Source organism: Ensifer sp. CCNWLY38 (assembly GCF_037120565.1).
Lineage (GTDB): Bacteria > Pseudomonadota > Alphaproteobacteria > Rhizobiales > Rhizobiaceae > Ensifer > Ensifer adhaerens_H.
Map to the genome: position 1 here is coordinate 157,148 of NZ_JBBBBO010000008.1, position 17,356 is coordinate 174,503.

The 17,356-nt window shown below is 61.9% G+C and carries 19 protein-coding genes; 13 read left to right on the top strand and 6 right to left on the bottom strand.

What is annotated here, in order from left to right:
• Positions 1-82: 82 nt before the first annotated feature.
• On the bottom strand, positions 83-1,099 hold the full coding sequence (gene hemB / locus V7S54_RS18495; protein ID WP_065374539.1) for a porphobilinogen synthase: 1,017 nt from the start codon (positions 1,097-1,099) through the stop codon (positions 83-85).
• A gap of 186 nt (positions 1,100-1,285) precedes the next feature.
• Here hemB and V7S54_RS18500 point away from each other — a divergent pair, with 186 nt between their 5' ends.
• The 7 genes from V7S54_RS18500 to V7S54_RS18530 all read left to right on the top strand — a co-directional run bounded on the left by V7S54_RS18500 (position 1,286) and on the right by V7S54_RS18530 (position 7,900).
• Positions 1,286-1,723 (top strand): DUF6163 family protein, encoded by a 438-nt coding sequence (locus tag V7S54_RS18500; protein WP_065374540.1) that lies wholly within the window; start codon positions 1,286-1,288, stop codon positions 1,721-1,723.
• Between the two features lie 130 nt (positions 1,724-1,853).
• On the top strand, positions 1,854-2,366 hold the full coding sequence (gene ldtR, locus V7S54_RS18505; protein ID WP_065374541.1) for a transcriptional regulator LdtR: 513 nt from the start codon (positions 1,854-1,856) through the stop codon (positions 2,364-2,366).
• A gap of 495 nt (positions 2,367-2,861) precedes the next feature.
• Entirely contained in the window at positions 2,862-4,187 is a 1,326-nt protein-coding gene (locus V7S54_RS18510) for a L,D-transpeptidase family protein (protein WP_065374542.1), read from the top strand.
• A gap of 184 nt (positions 4,188-4,371) precedes the next feature.
• Positions 4,372-5,667 carry a serine hydroxymethyltransferase gene (gene glyA, locus V7S54_RS18515; RefSeq protein ID WP_065374543.1) on the top strand — a complete coding sequence of 432 codons (1,296 nt, stop codon included), beginning with the start codon at positions 4,372-4,374 and terminating at the stop codon, positions 5,665-5,667.
• A 10-nt stretch (positions 5,668-5,677) separates the two neighbouring features.
• A complete protein-coding gene (nrdR, locus tag V7S54_RS18520; RefSeq protein WP_034803756.1) occupies positions 5,678-6,151 on the top strand; it encodes a transcriptional regulator NrdR in 474 nt (157 codons plus the stop codon).
• Positions 6,152-6,170: 19 nt separating this feature from the next.
• Positions 6,171-7,280: a bifunctional diaminohydroxyphosphoribosylaminopyrimidine deaminase/5-amino-6-(5-phosphoribosylamino)uracil reductase RibD gene (gene ribD / locus V7S54_RS18525; RefSeq protein ID WP_065374544.1), complete on the top strand. Its 1,110-nt coding sequence runs from the start codon at positions 6,171-6,173 to the stop codon at positions 7,278-7,280.
• Entirely contained in the window at positions 7,280-7,900 is a 621-nt protein-coding gene (locus tag V7S54_RS18530; protein WP_065374545.1) for a riboflavin synthase, read from the top strand. Before ribD ends, V7S54_RS18530 begins: the two co-directional genes overlap by 1 nt.
• Before the next feature lie 91 nt (positions 7,901-7,991).
• On the opposite strand, the gene V7S54_RS18535 is transcribed toward V7S54_RS18530, so the two are convergent.
• The 4 genes from V7S54_RS18535 to V7S54_RS18550 all read right to left on the bottom strand — a co-directional run bounded on the left by V7S54_RS18535 (position 7,992) and on the right by V7S54_RS18550 (position 10,597).
• Positions 7,992-8,342: a hypothetical protein gene (locus tag V7S54_RS18535; RefSeq protein WP_065374546.1), complete on the bottom strand. Its 351-nt coding sequence runs from the start codon at positions 8,340-8,342 to the stop codon at positions 7,992-7,994.
• A gap of 285 nt (positions 8,343-8,627) precedes the next feature.
• On the bottom strand, positions 8,628-9,194 hold the full coding sequence (locus tag V7S54_RS18540) for a GNAT family N-acetyltransferase (RefSeq protein ID WP_065374547.1): 567 nt from the start codon (positions 9,192-9,194) through the stop codon (positions 8,628-8,630).
• Positions 9,195-9,218: 24 nt separating this feature from the next.
• Positions 9,219-9,719 (bottom strand): cupin domain-containing protein, encoded by a 501-nt coding sequence (locus V7S54_RS18545; protein WP_065374548.1) that lies wholly within the window; start codon positions 9,717-9,719, stop codon positions 9,219-9,221.
• Between the two features lie 170 nt (positions 9,720-9,889).
• The gene (locus V7S54_RS18550) at positions 9,890-10,597 is read right to left on the bottom strand and encodes an HAD family hydrolase (RefSeq protein ID WP_336408665.1); all 708 of its coding nucleotides are present in this window, start codon (positions 10,595-10,597) and stop codon (positions 9,890-9,892) included.
• A gap of 248 nt (positions 10,598-10,845) precedes the next feature.
• Here V7S54_RS18550 and ribH point away from each other — a divergent pair, with 248 nt between their 5' ends.
• The 4 genes from ribH (at position 10,846) to V7S54_RS18570 (ending at position 15,352) form a co-directional block, all read left to right on the top strand.
• Positions 10,846-11,307 carry a 6,7-dimethyl-8-ribityllumazine synthase gene (gene ribH / locus V7S54_RS18555; RefSeq protein ID WP_065374550.1) on the top strand — a complete coding sequence of 154 codons (462 nt, stop codon included), beginning with the start codon at positions 10,846-10,848 and terminating at the stop codon, positions 11,305-11,307.
• Positions 11,304-11,786, top strand: coding sequence for a transcription antitermination factor NusB (gene nusB / locus V7S54_RS18560; protein WP_065374551.1), 483 nt, complete (start codon positions 11,304-11,306; stop codon positions 11,784-11,786). The genes ribH and nusB overlap by 4 nt, the downstream gene beginning before the upstream one ends.
• Before the next feature lie 5 nt (positions 11,787-11,791).
• On the top strand, positions 11,792-13,021 hold the full coding sequence (locus V7S54_RS18565; protein ID WP_065374552.1) for an MFS transporter: 1,230 nt from the start codon (positions 11,792-11,794) through the stop codon (positions 13,019-13,021).
• Positions 13,022-13,216: 195 nt separating this feature from the next.
• The gene (locus V7S54_RS18570) at positions 13,217-15,352 is read left to right on the top strand and encodes a sodium-translocating pyrophosphatase (protein WP_065374553.1); all 2,136 of its coding nucleotides are present in this window, start codon (positions 13,217-13,219) and stop codon (positions 15,350-15,352) included.
• A gap of 69 nt (positions 15,353-15,421) precedes the next feature.
• Here the strand turns inward: V7S54_RS18570 and V7S54_RS18575 are convergent, their stop codons facing one another.
• Positions 15,422-15,931, bottom strand: a complete 510-nt coding sequence (locus V7S54_RS18575; RefSeq protein WP_057252891.1) for an outer membrane protein assembly factor BamE — start codon at positions 15,929-15,931, stop codon at positions 15,422-15,424.
• Positions 15,932-16,069: 138 nt separating this feature from the next.
• Between V7S54_RS18575 and V7S54_RS18580 the strand changes: the two genes are divergently transcribed.
• Both V7S54_RS18580 and V7S54_RS18585 read left to right on the top strand, forming a co-directional pair.
• Entirely contained in the window at positions 16,070-16,609 is a 540-nt protein-coding gene (locus tag V7S54_RS18580) for a ubiquinol-cytochrome C chaperone family protein (RefSeq protein WP_065374554.1), read from the top strand.
• Between the two features lie 104 nt (positions 16,610-16,713).
• Entirely contained in the window at positions 16,714-17,265 is a 552-nt protein-coding gene (locus V7S54_RS18585) for a YceD family protein (RefSeq protein ID WP_065374555.1), read from the top strand.
• Positions 17,266-17,356 lie beyond the last annotated feature (91 nt).

Below are 17,356 nucleotides of genomic sequence, written 5' to 3' on the forward strand. Positions count from 1 at the left end.
AGGCTCACGACAGCGCCGCGCGTCCTATCAGACGCGCAAAGGTCGCTGTAGAAGTTTGCCTTGCTGCAGCAGACGCTTGCGCTTAACGGCCCTTGGCAAGGATGCGGGCTACTTCGACGGCGAAATAGCTGAGGATGCCGTCGCAGCCGGCGCGCTTGAAGGCTAGCAGCGTTTCCAACATCACCTTCTCACCGTCGATCCAGCCGTTGGCGGCGGCGGCTTTGACTTGCGAGTATTCGCCGGAGACTTGGTAGGCGAAGACGGGCAGTCCGAAGGCCTCCTTCATGCGCCAGCAGATGTCGAGATAGGGCAGGCCGGGCTTCACCATCAGCATGTCGGCGCCTTCCTCGACGTCGAGGGCAGCATCGCGCATCGCTTCGGTGCCGTTGGCCGGGTCGATGTAATAAGTCTTCTTGTCGCCCTTCAGCAGTCCGCCGGTGCCGATCGCCTCGCGATAGGGGCCGTAGAATCCGGACGCGAACTTTGTCGCATAGGACATGATGCCGACATTCTGGTGCCCGGCGGCATCAAGCGCCTGGCGGATTGCGCCGATGCGGCCGTCCATCATGTCCGAGGGGGCGATGATGTCGGAGCCGGCATCCGCCTGCGCGACCGCTGCCCTTGCGATCATCTCGACGGTTTCGTCGTTGACGATCTCGCCGTCGCGAAGGATGCCGTCATGGCCGTGGCTGGTGAAGGGATCGAGAGCGACGTCGGTGATGATGCCGATCTCGGGCACCGCTTTCTTGAAGGCACGCGTCGCCTGATTGATCAGGTTGTCGGCGGCAAGGCTGTTGGAGCCGGTCTCGTCGCGCAGCCCCATATCGATGTTCGGGAAGGTCGCAATCGCCGGAATGCCGAGATCGGCCGCTTCCTTGACCGCTTCGACCGCCTTGTCGATGCTCATGCGGTTGACGCCGGGCATCGCATCTATCGGCTGCACGATGTTGTTGCCCGGTACGATGAAGATCGGCCAGATCAGATCGTCGACGGTCAGGCGGTTTTCCTGCACCAGTCGCCGCGTCCAGTCGGCCTTGCGGTTGCGGCGCATGCGGCGGTGGCCGGTGATCCTGTCCACAAGATTTGTCCTGTCGTTCATCGCGCCCACGCCTTTCCAGTCAAAATCGTCGTTAGCCAAGCGCTTTATCATGGGGCGGCGGCAATTGGGAACCGTGCGCCCGGCGAACGGGCTGCGGCATTTCTTCTGTTCAAAAAGAGAGCGGCAGGGGAGGGGAAACTGCGATCCCGCTGGCGGATGAGGAAGACCCGCCCTATCTTGCCGGCCATGCTTCATGATTCTGCCCATGTGCTGAAACCATCGCTGACCGAGATCCTCTTCGGTATCTTCCTGCGTCTGGTCTCTGCCTCGTGCATCTGGTTCGCACTTAACTACTGGGCCATGCTGATCGGCTTTTCCCATAGTGGCGCCGGACGCTTCGATCTGTTGTCGCCGGAGTGGCGCGCGGCTGCGACGGCGCTCGCCGTCGTCTATCCCGTTGCGGCGCTCGGCCTCTGGTTGCTCGTCTCCTGGGGGCCTGTGGTCTGGGTGGTCGCAGCGGCGATCGAGATTGCCATGTATGAGTTCTATCCGGCCAGTTTCGGCGCCCGTCCGCTGCTGGTCGTGCTGCATGTGGCGGTTGCCGTAACCTTCGTTCTTTTCCGGGCGGCACTCCTCTTTCAGCGCTGGCGGCAGGCCAAGCAGGTAAGAGTTGATTCACCCTGAGACAGGCTCGTCAAATGGCAAGCTCTTGTTAAGGCTGCGGTTTAAGTAGAATTTTAGACGTATTCGATAGGGTCTCACTCAAGGCGGGAAGACAAACAGACACCGCCAAACAAAACAGTGAGGCAGTCAAATGAACACGAAGATGAAGCCGCAGGCGGCTCAGCCCCGAGACCCTCAGGAAGAAACCATCCGCGGTCTCTACATGGAATCCCTCCACCTCGTCGAGCGTCTGCACCGCCGTCTGCTCGACGTCATCAAGGACGAATTCGACCGTGAAGGTCGCAGCGACGTCAACGCCGTCCAGGCCCTGTTGCTCTTCAATATCGGCAACTCGGAACTGACCGCCGGCGAACTTCGCTCCCGCGGCTACTACCTCGGCTCGAACGTCTCCTACAACGTCAAGAAGCTCGTCGACCTTGGCCTGATCAACCACCAGCGCTCCCGCGTCGACCGCCGCTCGGTTCGTATCAGCCTGACGGAAGACGGCCAGGAAATCGCCGAAACCGTCGCCAAGCTCTACGAGCGCCACGTCGGCTCGATCCAGAAAGTCGGCGGTATCGGCTCGGACGAGTTCACCCAGATGAACAAGCTCCTGCAGCGCCTCGATCGCTTCTGGAACGACTCGATCATGTACCGCCTGTAATCCGGGCCAAAACCTCCAGTTCAAGGGTCGGGCGCAATCCCTGCGTGTCCGACCTTTGCCATTTGCCGGCTTCTCATCCTGTTGCGGAAAAGCCGCACCGCTTCGGCACGCCATTCTTGCGTTCGGACGGCTTTCCAAACGGAAAATATTAGAAAATCAAAATGTTGCCGTCTGTCGCTCGTCCGCCGACTTGTCCGTTGCGGCGAAAAGCAAAAGGCGTGCCATGTCGCCGTTCAACCTGTCCGAGACACGAATTGGCCATATTGCTGTGACAGCGACGACGACATGCGGTAGGTGCGGCCACGTGTTTTCTTGAGCGTGGATTCGTTTCGCGTTTCGCCTGCCGGATGAGGGTCCTCACTCGCGGTATCGTGAAATCTTGTGAGGGCAGGGTGGCTCGTTGGTTGACCTTTGTTAACCACGATCGTGTTAGGGCTCCGGCAACGTGCGTGTCAGCGCATAGGGCGCGTGCCAACGCATTGGGATGGTAGGAATATGTCGAAAAAGAATGGAATTGATGCATTCTCGCGCCGCGCCTTTCTGCGCTCGGCAGCAACCTTCGGCGCCGTTGCAGTCGCCGGCGCGGCAAGCGCACAGGACGCCCTGAACGAGATCATCAATTCGCCACGCCGCGGCTCCTGGGACGACCAGTACGACGCCAAGGCATCGCGTACGGCGACCGCGGTCGTTTCGAATACGCCGGTCTTCGGCCCGGAAACGATCGCCCACGTACAGCAGGCAATCTTCGACTACCAGAATATCGTTTCGCAAGGCGGCTGGCCGATGGTCCAGACCAGCGTCAAGCTCGAGCTCGGCGTCACAGATCCGTCGGTGCAGCAGCTCCGCCAGCGCCTGATGGTCTCCGGTGACCTGCCGCAGTCGGCCGGTGTTTCCTCGTCCTTCGATTCCTACGTCGAGGGCGCGGTCAAGCGCTTCCAGGCCCGCCATGGCCTCCCGGCCGATGGCGTTATCGGCGAATACACGCTGAAGGCGATCAACGTCGACGCCAACACCCGCCTCGGCCAGCTCCAGACCAACCTGGTGCGCCTGCAGTCGATGTCCGGCGATCTTGGCCGCCGCTACGTGATGGTCAACATTCCGGCCGCCTATATCGAAGCGGTCGAGAACGGCCGCGTGGCGCTGCGCCATACGGCGATCGTCGGCAAGATCGACCGCCAGTCGCCGATCCTCAACTCGAAGATCTACGAGGTCATCCTCAACCCCTATTGGACCGCGCCGCGCTCGATCATCCAGAAGGATATCATGCCGCTGATGCGCAAGGACCCGACCTATCTCGCACGCAACTCGATCCGCCTGTTCGATGGTAGTGGCGGCGAAGTGTCGCCGGAAACGGTCGATTGGAACGCCGAGAAGGCGCCGAACCTGATGTTCCGTCAGGACCCGGGCAAGATCAACGCGATGTCGTCGACGAAGATCAACTTCCATAACGAGCATCAGGTCTACATGCACGACACCCCCCAGCAGGGTCTGTTCAACAAGCTGATGCGTTTCGAGTCTTCCGGCTGCGTTCGCGTGCAGAACGTGCGCGATCTTTCGACCTGGTTGCTGAAGGATACGCCCGGCTGGTCGCGCCAGCAGATCGAGGCGACCATCAAGACCGGCGTCAACACGCCGATCACGCTTGCCGAGGAAGTGCCTGTGTTCTTCACCTACATCACCGCCTGGTCCGCCAAGGATGGCGTGGTGCAGTTCCGCGATGATATCTACCAGCGCGACGGTGCCACCGAGCTGGCGCTGCAGTCGCCTTATGGCGTTGAGCAGTCGGCCGGCTCGGTCGATCAGGACGCGCTGCCGCAGTAAGCGAATTTGCGACACGGAATTCCTAAAGCCGCGCTTCCCCTGGGAGCGCGGCTTTTTCATGCGCCAGCCGCCGCGATATTTCGGCGCGGCAGATGGGGGAAATGACGCAAACCGCACAGCAGATATTGCTCTCGCCGTGCGAGGAAGCTAAAGAACTGCCACCCTTGAGAGGAGCCTCGCGCCGATGCCTGACCAGACCAATGACGCCTTCTTCACCCGCTCTCTGGCCGACAGCGATCCGGACATCTTTGGTGCGATCGAGAAGGAGCTGGGTCGTCAGCGCCACGAGATCGAGCTGATCGCCTCCGAGAACATCGTTTCCCGCGCCGTGCTCGAAGCCCAGGGCTCGATCATGACCAACAAGTATGCCGAGGGTTACCCGGGCAAGCGCTACTACGGCGGCTGCCAGTTCGTCGATATCGCCGAGGAACTGGCGATCGACCGCGCCAAGAAGCTCTTCGGCGTCAACTTCGCCAACGTTCAGCCGAACTCCGGTTCGCAGATGAACCAGGCCGTGTTCCTCGCGCTCCTGCAGCCGGGTGACACCTTCATGGGCCTCGACCTCAACTCGGGCGGCCACCTGACGCACGGTTCGCCGGTCAACATGTCCGGCAAGTGGTTCAACGTCGTCTCCTACGGCGTGCGTGAAGACGATCACCTGCTCGACATGGACAACGTTGCCGAACAGGCGCGCAAGCACAAGCCGAAGCTGATCATTGCCGGTGGCACTGCCTATTCGCGCATCTGGGACTGGAAGCGCTTCCGCGAGATCGCCGACGAAGTCGGCGCCTGGCTGATGGTCGACATGGCGCACATCGCCGGTCTCGTTGCCGGCGGCCAGCATCCGTCGCCGTTCCCGCATTGCCACGTTGCCACCACGACCACGCACAAGTCGCTGCGCGGCCCGCGCGGCGGCATGATCCTGACCAACGACGAGGACATCGCCAAGAAGATCAACTCGGCCGTCTTCCCGGGTCTCCAGGGCGGCCCGCTGATGCATGTCATCGCCGCCAAGGCTGTTGCTCTCGGCGAAGCGCTGCACCCGTCGTTCAAGGACTATGCGGCCCAGATCGTCAAGAATGCCCGTACGCTCGCCGAAACGCTGAAGGCCAACGGCCTCGACATCGTCTCCGGCGGCACCGACAACCACCTGATGCTCGTCGACTTGCGCAAGAAGAACGCGACCGGCAAGCGTGCAGAAGCTGCTCTCGGCCGCGCGTTCATCACCTGCAACAAGAACGGCATCCCGTTCGACCCTGAAAAGCCGTTCGTCACCTCGGGCGTCCGTCTCGGCACGCCGGCCGGTACGACCCGCGGCTTCAAGGAAGCCGAGTTCAAGGAAATCGGCGAGTTGATCGTCGAGGTCCTCGACGGCCTGAAGGTCGCCAACTCCGACGAAGGCAATGCCGCCGTCGAAGCCGGCGTTCGTGACAAGGTCCTCAAGCTGACCGATCGCTTCCCGATGTACGGCTACATGTGATCGATCGCTCATGCGCTGCCCCTACTGCGGTTCTGAAGACAGTCAGGTGAAGGATTCCCGTCCTGCAGAGGACGGGAATGCTATTCGCCGCCGCCGGATTTGTCCGGATTGCGGAGGTCGTTTCACGACCTTCGAGCGGGTGCAGTTGCGTGAACTGATGATCATCAAGAAAACCGGTCGGAAGGTTCCTTTCGACCGGGATAAGCTTTTGCGCTCCTTCGAGATTGCGCTGCGCAAGCGCCCCGTCGATCGCGACCGCATCGAGCGGGCGGTTTCCGGCATCGTACGGCGCCTCGAAAGCTCCGGCGAAACCGAAATCCCCTCGGAGGAAATCGGCCTCCAGGTGCTCGAAGCCCTGAAGAGCCTCGATGACGTTGCCTTCGTGCGCTACGCTTCGGTCTATCGCGATTTCTCGCATGCCGAGGATTTTGAGAAGGTCATCACCGAGATCAGCGCCAAGATCGCGCGCGATCCGGGCGAATAGGCGAAAGCTGGATAGAGCCATGGCAGGACCCACCCGTGAAGACGAGAGGTTCATGGCCGCGGCGCTGAGGCTGGCCCGCCATCATCTCGGACAGACATCCACCAATCCTTCCGTCGCCTGCCTGATCGTCAAGGACGGCGTCATTGTCGGTCGGGCCGTGACGGCGCGAAGCGGCCGACCGCATGCGGAAACCCAGGCGCTGGCAGAGGCCGGAGAGACAGCGAGGGGCGCGACCGCCTATGTGACGCTGGAGCCCTGCTCGCATCACGGCAAGACGCCGCCTTGCGCCGACGCCCTTGTCGCATCCGGCGTTGCCCGCGTGGTGATCTCGATCCTCGATCCGGACGAGCGCGTCGCCGGGCGCGGCGTCGTGCGCCTGCGCGATGCCGGCATCACTGTCGATATCGGCGTTCTCGCCGAAGAAGGGCAGCACGCACTCGAAGCCTATCTCATGCGCCAGGTAAGCCGGCGGCCCTATGTGATTCTCAAGCTTGCTGTTTCCGCCGACGGCATGATCGGCCGTAAGGGGGCAGGGCAGGTCCGTATCACCGGTCCCATTTCCCGCGGACAGGTGCAAATGCTGAGAGCCGAGACGGACGCGATCCTGGTCGGGATCGGCACGGCGACGGCCGACGACCCGGAATTGACGGTGCGGCTACCGGGGCTCGAAAATCGCTCGCCGCTGCGCATCGTCCTCGACCGCCGGCTCGATCTGCCGATTTCCTCGAAGCTGGTGCGAACGGCGCGGGATGTTCCTGTTATCGTGGTCTCCAGTGACGGATCCGGTGATGCGGACGCGGAGGTTGATGACGGTCGGGCCACACGCAAGGCAGCCCTGGAGGCCGCCGGCGTGGAGGTGCTCGAAGCCGGTTCAATTGCGGACCTTCTGACGGCGCTGGCGTCGCGCGGCATCTCCTCGCTGATGGTCGAAGGCGGAGCCGTCGCGGCGCGTGCCTTTCTCGATGCGGATCTTGTCGACCGTATTCAGCTTTACACCGGGCCTGGAACGATTGGCGAAAACGGCATTCCATCCCCATTTGACCGTAAATCCGTACCATCTGGCTTCCGGCGCGTCGCTGAAGCACGGTATGGCGACGATCTGTTCGAGGAATACGAAAGAGAGAACTGATGTTCACAGGCATTGTTACCGATATCGGCACCGTCGATGCCGTCACCCCGCTCAAGGAAGGCATCAAGCTGCGTGTCGCCACGAGCTATGATCCGAAGACCATCGACATGGGCGCCTCCATTGCCCATTCCGGCGTGTGCCTGACGGTGACCGCCCTGCCTGAAGCCGGCAGCAACGAGCGTTGGTTCGAGGTTGAGGCCTGGGAAGAAGCGCTGCGGCTGACGACGATTGCGGGCTGGACAAGGGGCACGCGGATCAACCTCGAGCGGTCGCTGAAGATTGGCGACGAGCTCGGCGGCCACCTGGTCTCCGGTCATATCGATGACAAGGCGGAAATCCTATCGGTGGAGCCGGAGGGCGACGCGGTGCGCTTTCGCCTGCGGGCACCGGAACATCTGGCGCGGTTTGTCGCGCCGAAGGGGTCGGTTGCGCTCGACGGTACGTCGCTGACGGTCAATAAGGTCGATGGCGCCGAATTCGACGTGCTCTTGATCCGCCATTCCCTGGAGGTCACGACCTGGGGCGAACGCAAGGCGGGTGATTTCGTCAACTTCGAGGTCGACACCATGGCTCGTTACGCGGCGCGCCTCGCGGAGTTCCCGGCGCCGAGGCCGGCATGAACGAAGTCTGAGGTTCTTTGCCGAATATATCCTAGGAAAGCGAACCGCCCCCGACTGGGGGCGGTGGCGTTTTGGGAGGGCGGTTTTCGGCTTAGCGCAGATAGAAGGTCAGGCTGCCATCGGCCGCCTGTTCAGCGCCGGCGATGTTGTTCATCTCGACGTTCTGGCCCTTCAGCTTGGCTGCAAGCGGCTTGTTGGCGTTGACCGCTGCGTGCAGGGACGAGAGTTGTCGCGGCGTGGCTTCGTTGATCCACACGCGCGTCTGGCTCGATTGCTTGAGCGTGTCGACGTCAACGACTGTGAAGTGGTCACCCTTGAAGTCGCGCACTGTCCGGTCAATTTCAGCCGGCCAGTTCATCGCGGCGCCTGCCGCGTAGGAAACGCCGCCGAAGGACAGGGCGGAGAGGGCAGCGATGACGGAAAGCTTGGCTATGCGGTTCATGGTCATGCTCCTTTGTTTGCTTGCGACATCGCGACCGCCGGCCTCCTACCCGAACGCGGGACCCTTATGGGCCTCGGACACCGGTCACCATCTCGTGCCGCAGCGGCCAGCAAACGTCGATTGCGGGTGGCGTCACCCGCATTGAGACGTGCTGGACTGTTTCGACTGATTGGGGCGGCGTTTCCTCGGCTTGGGGCGGGGACGCGCCGTGCCAACGCCTAGAAAGCTGGCCCGGAATCTGGCCGTTTCCGTGGCGTAAAGGTCTGGAAAACAATTAAAAATTGTTCATGTTTCGGCGTGAGCACGCAACTTGTGCGTCGTCGTTGCCTTCTGATGGCGCTCGAACATGATCACGTGGTTGCCATGGTAGGTCGTCCGCCAGAATTCCTTGAAGCCATGCTTCTCCGCAACCCGGATCGAGGCACGGTTGCCGACATCGATGATGCAGGTTTTGCGGAGCGTGGGAAACTGGCGATCGGCCCATTTCAGCGCCGCACTGACCGCTTCTGTCGCAAGCCCCTGGCCATGGGCCATTGGCGAAAGCGCCCATCCGGTCTCCATCGTGCCTTCAAGCGAGGGCGTGATGGCGCGGTGTACATCGTGAAACCCGGCCTCGCCAAGAAAGGCGCCTGTTTCCCGATCCTGGATGGCAAAGAAGCCAAAGCCGAAATAGTGCCACATGCCCACCTGGCGCAGGAACCGCGTCCAGGATTGTTCACGCGTAAAAGGAACCCCACCGACATAGCGGATAACCTCGGCATCGCCGAACAGCGCTGCGTAGGAGGGGAAGTCGTCACGGCGATAGGGGCGCAGGATGAGGCGGTCTGTCTCGATGATAGGCACGCTATGCATGTTCGATCCTATGCTGTGGTGAACTCAGGCGCCGGGCTCGCCGTCCCAATAGTCGACAGTGTCTTCCGGTCTGCCGATGAAGCGGAATCGCCTCTGGCCATCAGCACTGCGCGTCTTGGCGAGGAACTTGCCCGAGTCCGGGTACTCGCAGATCTCGGTGGCCGCCATGGTCGAAATGGACAAGTATTTGAGCGCCACGCTGCCAGTGTTGATCAGGTGATGCGCCGTTTCCGGCCCGCCCGCAGGTGCGCCAAGTATGTCGCCCGGCCCAACCGCATGGCGCTCGTTGCCGAAGCGATACGTGCCTTCGCCTTCGAGGATGATGAAAAGCTCCTCCTCGACATGGTGATTGTGGAACGGGCAGCCGGACTTGCCCGGCGGCACTTCACCGTAGCCGATACCGAGATCCTTAAGGCCCAGCAACGCGCCGAAGGAGGCGTCGCTCGATTCGAACCCTTCGCCTTTCGTCCAATGGTCGAGGGTGAGGGTCTTCGGATTGACGATCGGTTTTCGCGTTTCCGTCATGTCTATCTCCCTGATGCCGTGCATTTCGCAAGAAGCATCCACTGTCCGCTCCTATCCGTGTCGCGCGATCGAGGGAACGTCAACCGACAAGCGTCGAAATTGATAAACGTTACGTTGATTGTGCCTCGATTTTGCAATCCTATGACGGTAACTGCGGCGGAGCGCGCGGATCAAATTGGATCGCGTGCTTGCCGCGCCGTCTCCTTGAGTGCATCACCAACGTCGTGGAGGCTATTGGCAATGCCAACGCAGATGGCCCTGACGTCCTGCGTCGCGGGCAACAGGTCGGGAACCATCACCGTCATCATGCCGGCCGACGCTGCCGACCGCACGCCGTTGTGGCTGTCCTCCAGGGCGAGGCAGAATTCCGGTGCTACGGCGAGCCGTTTTGCTGCCGTCAGGAACGGATCCGGATGCGGCTTTCCATGGGCATAGTCGCCATAGGCAACGACGGTTGGGAAGCGGTCCATCAAGGCGAGTGCCCCGAGATTGCGCTGGACGTCGTCGTGTCGCGACGATGTGGCGATCGCAAAGCGCAATCCCATTTCTTCCAGCAGGTCGATGAGTTCGGTGACCCCCGCCTTCAAACGGAGTTCCGTGGCCACCATCATTTCGAAATGCGCCGCTGCACGGTCCCAGAATTTGTCGGCATCGAACGCTTCGCCGAAATGCTGTCTCAGCACGGACCGCGTCGCGTCGCCCGGAAGGCCGATCGTGTCGAGATAGAGTGAGACGGGCATCTCGTAGCCGAAATCCGGTGCGGTCAGTATCATGGCGTCGCGGGCAAGCGCCTCGGTGTCGAAGAGCAGCCCATCCATATCGAAGACGACCGCTTGAGGGGCGCGGGGGAGGCGGATCGTTGATGGGGTCTCAAGCATGCGGATGCCTCGTTCAATTCCTGTCTGGTACCTGAACTTGCTGTTCTGACCTGCAAACCGCAAGCACCCATGCGATTGTGTTCGAAGCCCGAACGGCAAGGATGGTCCTTCGGGCTTGGTATTCTGGCGCTGTTCGGCGCGGCAAAAGGCCGTTTGCGGCGGAATTTGCTTGCCATTCGGCGCCGGGCATGGTTTGACCGCCGCCTGCCGGTCGCAACCGGCGACGAACTCTCAAAGACAGGTGATCCATGGCAGAGACCACGGCAGCCCACATACTGATTGTGGAAGCGCGTTTCTATGACGATATGGCCGATGCATTGCTCGATGGCGCCAAACATGCGCTGGACGCAGCCGGGGCCACCTATGATATCGTGACGGTTCCGGGTGCGCTCGAAATCCCGCCGGCGATCGCCATGGCGCTCGACGGTGCCGATGAAGGCGGTACGGAATATGACGGCTTCGTCGCGCTCGGCATGGTCATTCGCGGCGAGACCTATCATTTCGATATCGTCGCGAACGAATCTTCGCGGGCCATTATGGATCTCGCCGTGAGCGAAAGCCTCGCCATCGGCAACGGCATCCTGACGGTCGAGAATGACGACCAGGCCTGGGCACGCGCCCGCCGGTCGGAAGGCGACAAGGGTGGTTTTGCCGCGCGTGCGGCGCTCACCATGATTGAATTGAAGAAGAAACTGGGCACGGAACAGTGACGAAGACACCCTCGGATCAGCCGCAGAAGCAGGTCAACCAGCGCGGCGCCGCGCGCCTTGCCGCGGTGCAGGCGCTCTATCAGATGGACATTGGCGGCACCGGCGTGCTCGAAGTGGTTGCCGAGTACGAAGCCCATCGCCTCGGCCAGGATGTCGACGGCGACACCTATCTGAAGGCTGACGCCTCCTGGTTCCGCTCGATCGTCGCCGGCGTCGTGCGCGACCAGCGCAAGCTCGATCCGTTGATCGGTTCGGCGCTTCAGGACGACTGGGCACTGTCGCGGCTCGATTCTACCGTGCGCGCCATCCTGCGTGCCGGCACCTTCGAAATGCTGGAACGCAAGGACGTGCCGGTTCCGGTGATCGTCACCGAGTATGTCGAGATCGCCAAGGCCTTCTTCGAGGATGACGAGCCGAAGCTGGTCAATGCCGTTCTCGATCGTATTGCCAAGCAGGTTCGTAGCGAGTTCAGGAAGTAGAGTTTATGGTTGCGGTTGCTGCGGATGACATGGGGGCCACCCTTCGCGAAGCACGCCGCAACGTTTTCCATCTGACTGCCGCGCAGGCCATTCTCGGCGTCGTCGGACCGATCTGCTTCTCGATCGGCGGTGTCGCCGGCTACCAGTTGCTGGCGCAAGACAAGTCGCTGGCAACAGCACCTCTCACCGCCTTCAACGTCGGCATGGCGCTTGGCGTCGTGCTGGTCGCGATGCTCTCGCGCCTGATCGGCCGCCGGTTTGCCTTCATGACCGGGACCGGGATCGCTGCCGCAGGCGCGGCGCTCGCCGCGGTCGCGCTCTTCCGCGAAAGCTTCTGGCTCTTCGCCTTTGCGCTGGCGATGCTCGGCTCGTCGAACGGTTTCACCCAAAAGCTGCGTTTCGCCGCCGCCGATGCCTCCCCGTCGTTCTACAAACCCAAGGCGATCTCGCTGATCCTTGGCGGCGGCATTGTTTCGGCCGTGCTCGGTCCCCAGATCGTCATCTTTGCCGGCGACCTGTTCGCGCCCGTCGCTTTTGCCGGCGCCTTCGTCGTGCTGCTGCCGATCTGTCTGCTTGCTGCGTTCTTTTTCGCCCCCCTGCGGCTGCCCGAACCGGGCACGATGGTGAAAGATCACCACCATGAGGCCGTGCGTCCTCTCGGCGCGATCGTACGCAGCCAGCGCTTCGCCACCGGCATGGTCTGCGGCATCTCCAGCTATGCGCTGATGACCTTCATGATGACCGGTGCTCCTGTCGAGATGGTGGTGGGCTGCGGGTTTTCGACCGAACTCGCGACGCTCGGCATCCAGTGGCACGTGCTGGCGATGTTCGCCCCAAGCTTCTTCACCGGCTGGCTGATCAGCCGCTTCGGCGCCGAGCGCATCGTCGGCTGCGGCCTGCTTCTCCTGATGGCATGCGCCGCGGTTGCGCACATGGGTATCGAACTCTGGAACTTCTGGGGCGCGCTGGTGCTGCTCGGCCTCGGCTGGAATTTCGGCTTCATCGGCTCGACGGCGATCGTCGCCAGCAGTTACCGTCCGCAGGAAGCCGACAAGGTCCAGGCCTTCCACGACATCATCCTGTTCACCACCGTGGCGCTGTCGTCCTTTGCCTCGGGCAAGGTGCTATCCGCCTATGGATGGGACATGCTGAACGCGGTCGTGTGGCCGGTCACCATCGTCTGCGTGGTGCTTCTGCTGCTCCTGAAGCGCACACCGCGGAACGCCGCCGCCTAACTCCATTCTCCCGACATTCAAAGTCGCCGGAGCGCCTTCTCACTGGCGTTTTCCGGGGCTTGACGATCTCCCGTTGCAACCGCACTCTGGCCGCGCCGTGGGGGGTGCTGCTTGAGGAGGTGGCGCGTGATTCGCGGTTTTGAGGGGCCCGTGGCCGGGAGTGAGTCCGCGGGTTGTAACGGAGGGTAATGCGAAATGACCATTTTATTGGGCGTTATCGCATGCGGGTTGCTCGCGGTGGTCTACGCCATCTGGGCAACACAGTCGGTGATGGCCGCCGACCAGGGGAATGCCCGCATGCAAGAAATCGCAGGCTACATTCGTGAAGGGGCGCAGGCCTATCTCACGCGTCAGTACAAGACCATTGCCATCGTCGGTGTTGTCGTTTTCATCGCCGCTTGGGTTCTTCTTTCTCCCGCCGCCGCTTTCGGCTTTCTGGTCGGTGCGATCCTTTCGGGCGCTGCGGGCTTCATCGGCATGCATGTTTCCGTTCGGGCAAACGTCCGCACTGCCCAGGCGGCTTCCGTCAGCCTTGCCTCCGGCCTCGACATCGCTTTCAAGTCAGGCGCGATTACCGGCCTTCTCGTAGCGGGCCTGGCGCTTCTCGGCGTCTCCGTCTACTACGTCGTCCTCACGGCCGGCCTCGGGCATGAGCCTGCCTCGCGCGAAGTCATCGACGCGCTGGTCGCGCTCGGTTTCGGCGCTTCTCTGATCTCCATCTTCGCCCGTCTCGGCGGCGGCATTTTCACCAAGGGTGCCGACGTTGGCGGCGATCTCGTCGGCAAGGTGGAAGCCGGCATCCCCGAGGATGATCCGCGCAATCCGGCGACGATTGCCGACAACGTCGGCGACAATGTCGGCGATTGCGCCGGCATGGCGGCCGACCTGTTCGAGACCTACGCCGTCTCGGTCGTCGCAACCATGGTGCTCGCCGCGATCTTCTTCGCCGGCACGCCCGTGCTGGCGACGGTCATGGTCTATCCGCTGGCGATCTGCGCAGCCTGCATCATCACCTCGATCATCGGTACCTTCTTCGTGAAGCTCGGTGCCAACAACTCGATCATGGGTGCGCTCTACAGGGGCCTGATCGTGACCGGCGTGCTGTCGATCCTCGGTCTCGGTGCGGCCACGTCCTTCACGATCGGATGGGGCACCATTGGTACGGTTGACGGCAAGGACATTACCGGTTGGAACCTGTTCCTTTGCGGTATTATCGGTCTGGTCGTCACGGCCCTGATCGTGGTGATCACGGAGTACTATACCGGCACCAACAAGCGGCCCGTGAATTCGATCGCCCAGGCGTCCGTCACCGGCCACGGAACCAACGTGATCCAGGGCCTCGCCGTATCGTTGGAATCGACGGCTCTGCCGGCGATCGTCATCGTCGGCGGCATCATCGCCACCTACCAGTTTGCCGGCCTCTTCGGCACGGGCATCGCCGTCACCGCCATGCTCGGCCTTGCCGGCATGATCGTGGCCCTCGACGCATTCGGCCCCGTGACGGACAATGCCGGCGGCATCGCGGAGATGTCGCATCTGCCACCGGAGGTGCGCAAATCCACCGACGCACTCGACGCCGTCGGTAACACCACCAAGGCTGTCACCAAGGGCTATGCGATCGGCTCTGCCGGTCTCGGCGCGCTGGTGCTCTTTGCGGCCTATTCGAATGACCTACGTTACTTTGCCGCCAACGGTGACAAGTATCCGTACTTCGCCGATGTCGGGCAGATCTCCTTCGATCTCTCCAACCCCTACGTTGTGGCAGGCCTGATCTTCGGCGGTCTCATCCCCTACCTCTTCGGCGGTATCGCGATGACGGCGGTCGGCCGTGCGGCCGGATCTATCGTCGAGGAGGTTCGTCGACAGTTCCGCGAAAAACCAGGCATCATGGAAGGCACGGAGCGGCCGGACTACGGCCGCGCCGTCGACCTTCTGACGAAGGCGGCGATCCGAGAAATGGTCGTTCCCTCGCTGCTGCCGGTGCTCGCACCTATCGTCGTCTACTTTGGCGTGCTGCTTCTGTCGGGCTCGAAGGCCTCGGCCTTCGCAGCACTCGGCGCATCGCTTCTCGGTGTCATCGTCAACGGCCTCTTCGTGGCGATCTCGATGACGTCGGGCGGCGGCGCCTGGGACAATGCCAAGAAGAGCTTCGAGGATGGCTTCGTCGACAAGAACGGCGAGCGTCATCTCAAGGGCTCGGAGGCGCACAAGGCATCCGTCACCGGCGACACGGTGGGCGATCCCTACAAGGATACGGCCGGTCCGGCAGTGAACCCGGCGATCAAGATCACCAACATCGTGGCACTGCTGCTTCTGGCCGTCCTCGCCTGATCGCATCGCTGAAACGAAAAAGGCCCGCGGAAGCGACTTCCGCGGGCCTTTTGTTTTGTAATCGGTGAACTACTTGCTGCCGAAGTCCTTGAACAGGCTCTTTGCGGCAGCCTGTCCGGCACCTGGTCCGCTCAGCAGCTGGCCGAGGAAGCTCGTTTCCTTGCCGCCGGTCGGCGTCGTGCGCGACAGCATGTCGAACACCTTGCCATCCTTCAGCGTATAGTGTGCGAGCTGGCTGACGGTGCCTTCCTTGTCGAAGTAAACGGCGAGGATCGACTGGTCGACCAGTTGAGGCTTCATGAAGGCGACGGGACGCTTGCGGGTCTGCGAAATGTAGTAGAACACTTCGTTGTCGAAGGTCGCGGTCGTCGACGGGGTGCCGAGCGACAGGAGCACCTGCTCGCGGCTGGAGCCGACCGGAACGAGGTTTAGCGTTTCCTGGTCAACCACATAACCCTGATGAAGGACTTCACCGACATTGGCGGACTGGCAGGCTGAAAGGGTGAGACCGGCGATGGTAGCTACGGCCGCCACGCGGCCGAGGGTTTTAAAGTTTTTTCTCAAATACCGCTTCGTCAACGACAGCTCCCCTTGGAGAAACGATGGCAGATCCGCCATTGCAATTCGTGCCTGCTTCGGTAAACCAGCTTCGGCTGTCATGCAACAACGGGATGGGCGCTTGCGCGCATTTCGAGAAAGCCAAGCCCGAGCTTTGTGATGATTTTTGGACTGTTCAAAAGAAAAAGCGGCAATGCCGCGATTGTCGAGCGTCAGTATGCACTGCTGACGTCGGCCGCGCGCCAACCTTATCTCTACACCGATCTCGATGTGCCGGACACGGTCATGGGGCGGTTCGAGATGCTGTCGGCTATGCTGATCCTCTACTTCCGCCGCACACGTGCTTCGGCAAGGCCCGGCCAGGAAATCGCCCAGGAGATCATCGACGCTTTCTTCGAGGACGTCGATCACTCGATCCGCGAACTCGGCGTGGGCGATGCCGGCGTTCCGAAGAAGATGAAGAAGCTGGCCGGCATGTATTACGGTCGCCTCGAATCCTACGCGGCAGCGCTGGAAGCGAAGGATACGGCCGCCTTGGCAGCGGCACTCAAGCGCAACTTCCATCCGGAAGGCGGCGATGCAACACCCTCGATGGAGGCGCTTGCAGCCTATCTGCTGACTGTCGAGGCGCAACTCGCCGACATCGCCGAAGAGGTTGTCGAGACCGGTCAGTTGCAGATTCCATCCGCTGGCGTTTAATAGAGCGGTTATTAAGAGATATCAGCGCCGCGAGCCGGAACCCGGGCGGCAGCTGCATTCGCGACTGGGCGGCATCAATCGCCCTGGCGAGGAAGGATCCGATCATGAAAGACGATAGCCAGCCGGCCTTCTCCTATCCGGTGAAGGTGGGGCATATCTCGGCGAACGCTGTCAGCGTGCAGCTTTCCGCAAACGAGCGGGAAAGGGCGGCACTGGCGAAGCTCTGGGGCGTCAGGGATGTGCTGTCGCTCAGCGCAGAGCTGCAGATCGCGCGCTGGAAGAAGGATGGCGTCAAGATCAAGGGCGATGTCACGGCCCGCATCGTGCAAAGCTGCGTGGTGACGCTCGAGCCCGTCGAGGCCGACATCCATGAACCGGTCGAAGCGATCCTGGTGCCCGAAGGATCGCGGCTCGCCCGCCAGGCGAGCAACGATGGCGGCGAGATGATTCTCGACCCGGATGGTCCCGACATCCCAGACACGTTCACGGGCGATACGATCGATGCCGGCGTCGTCGTCAGCGAGCAGGTGGCGCTTGCCATCGACCCCTATCCGCGCAAGCCGGGTGCGGCTTTCGGCGAGCGAATCGAGAGCACTGCGGCGGACGACAAGAAGCCGAACCCGTTTGCTGTTCTGAAGGACTGGAAAAAGGACTGAGGCCGCGAAAGCCTCTTCTACAATTCGGTTGTCACGCAAAGGAAAAGCAGTATTTTGGCCCCAAACCGGCCAAAAGAGCCGCGAAGCGATC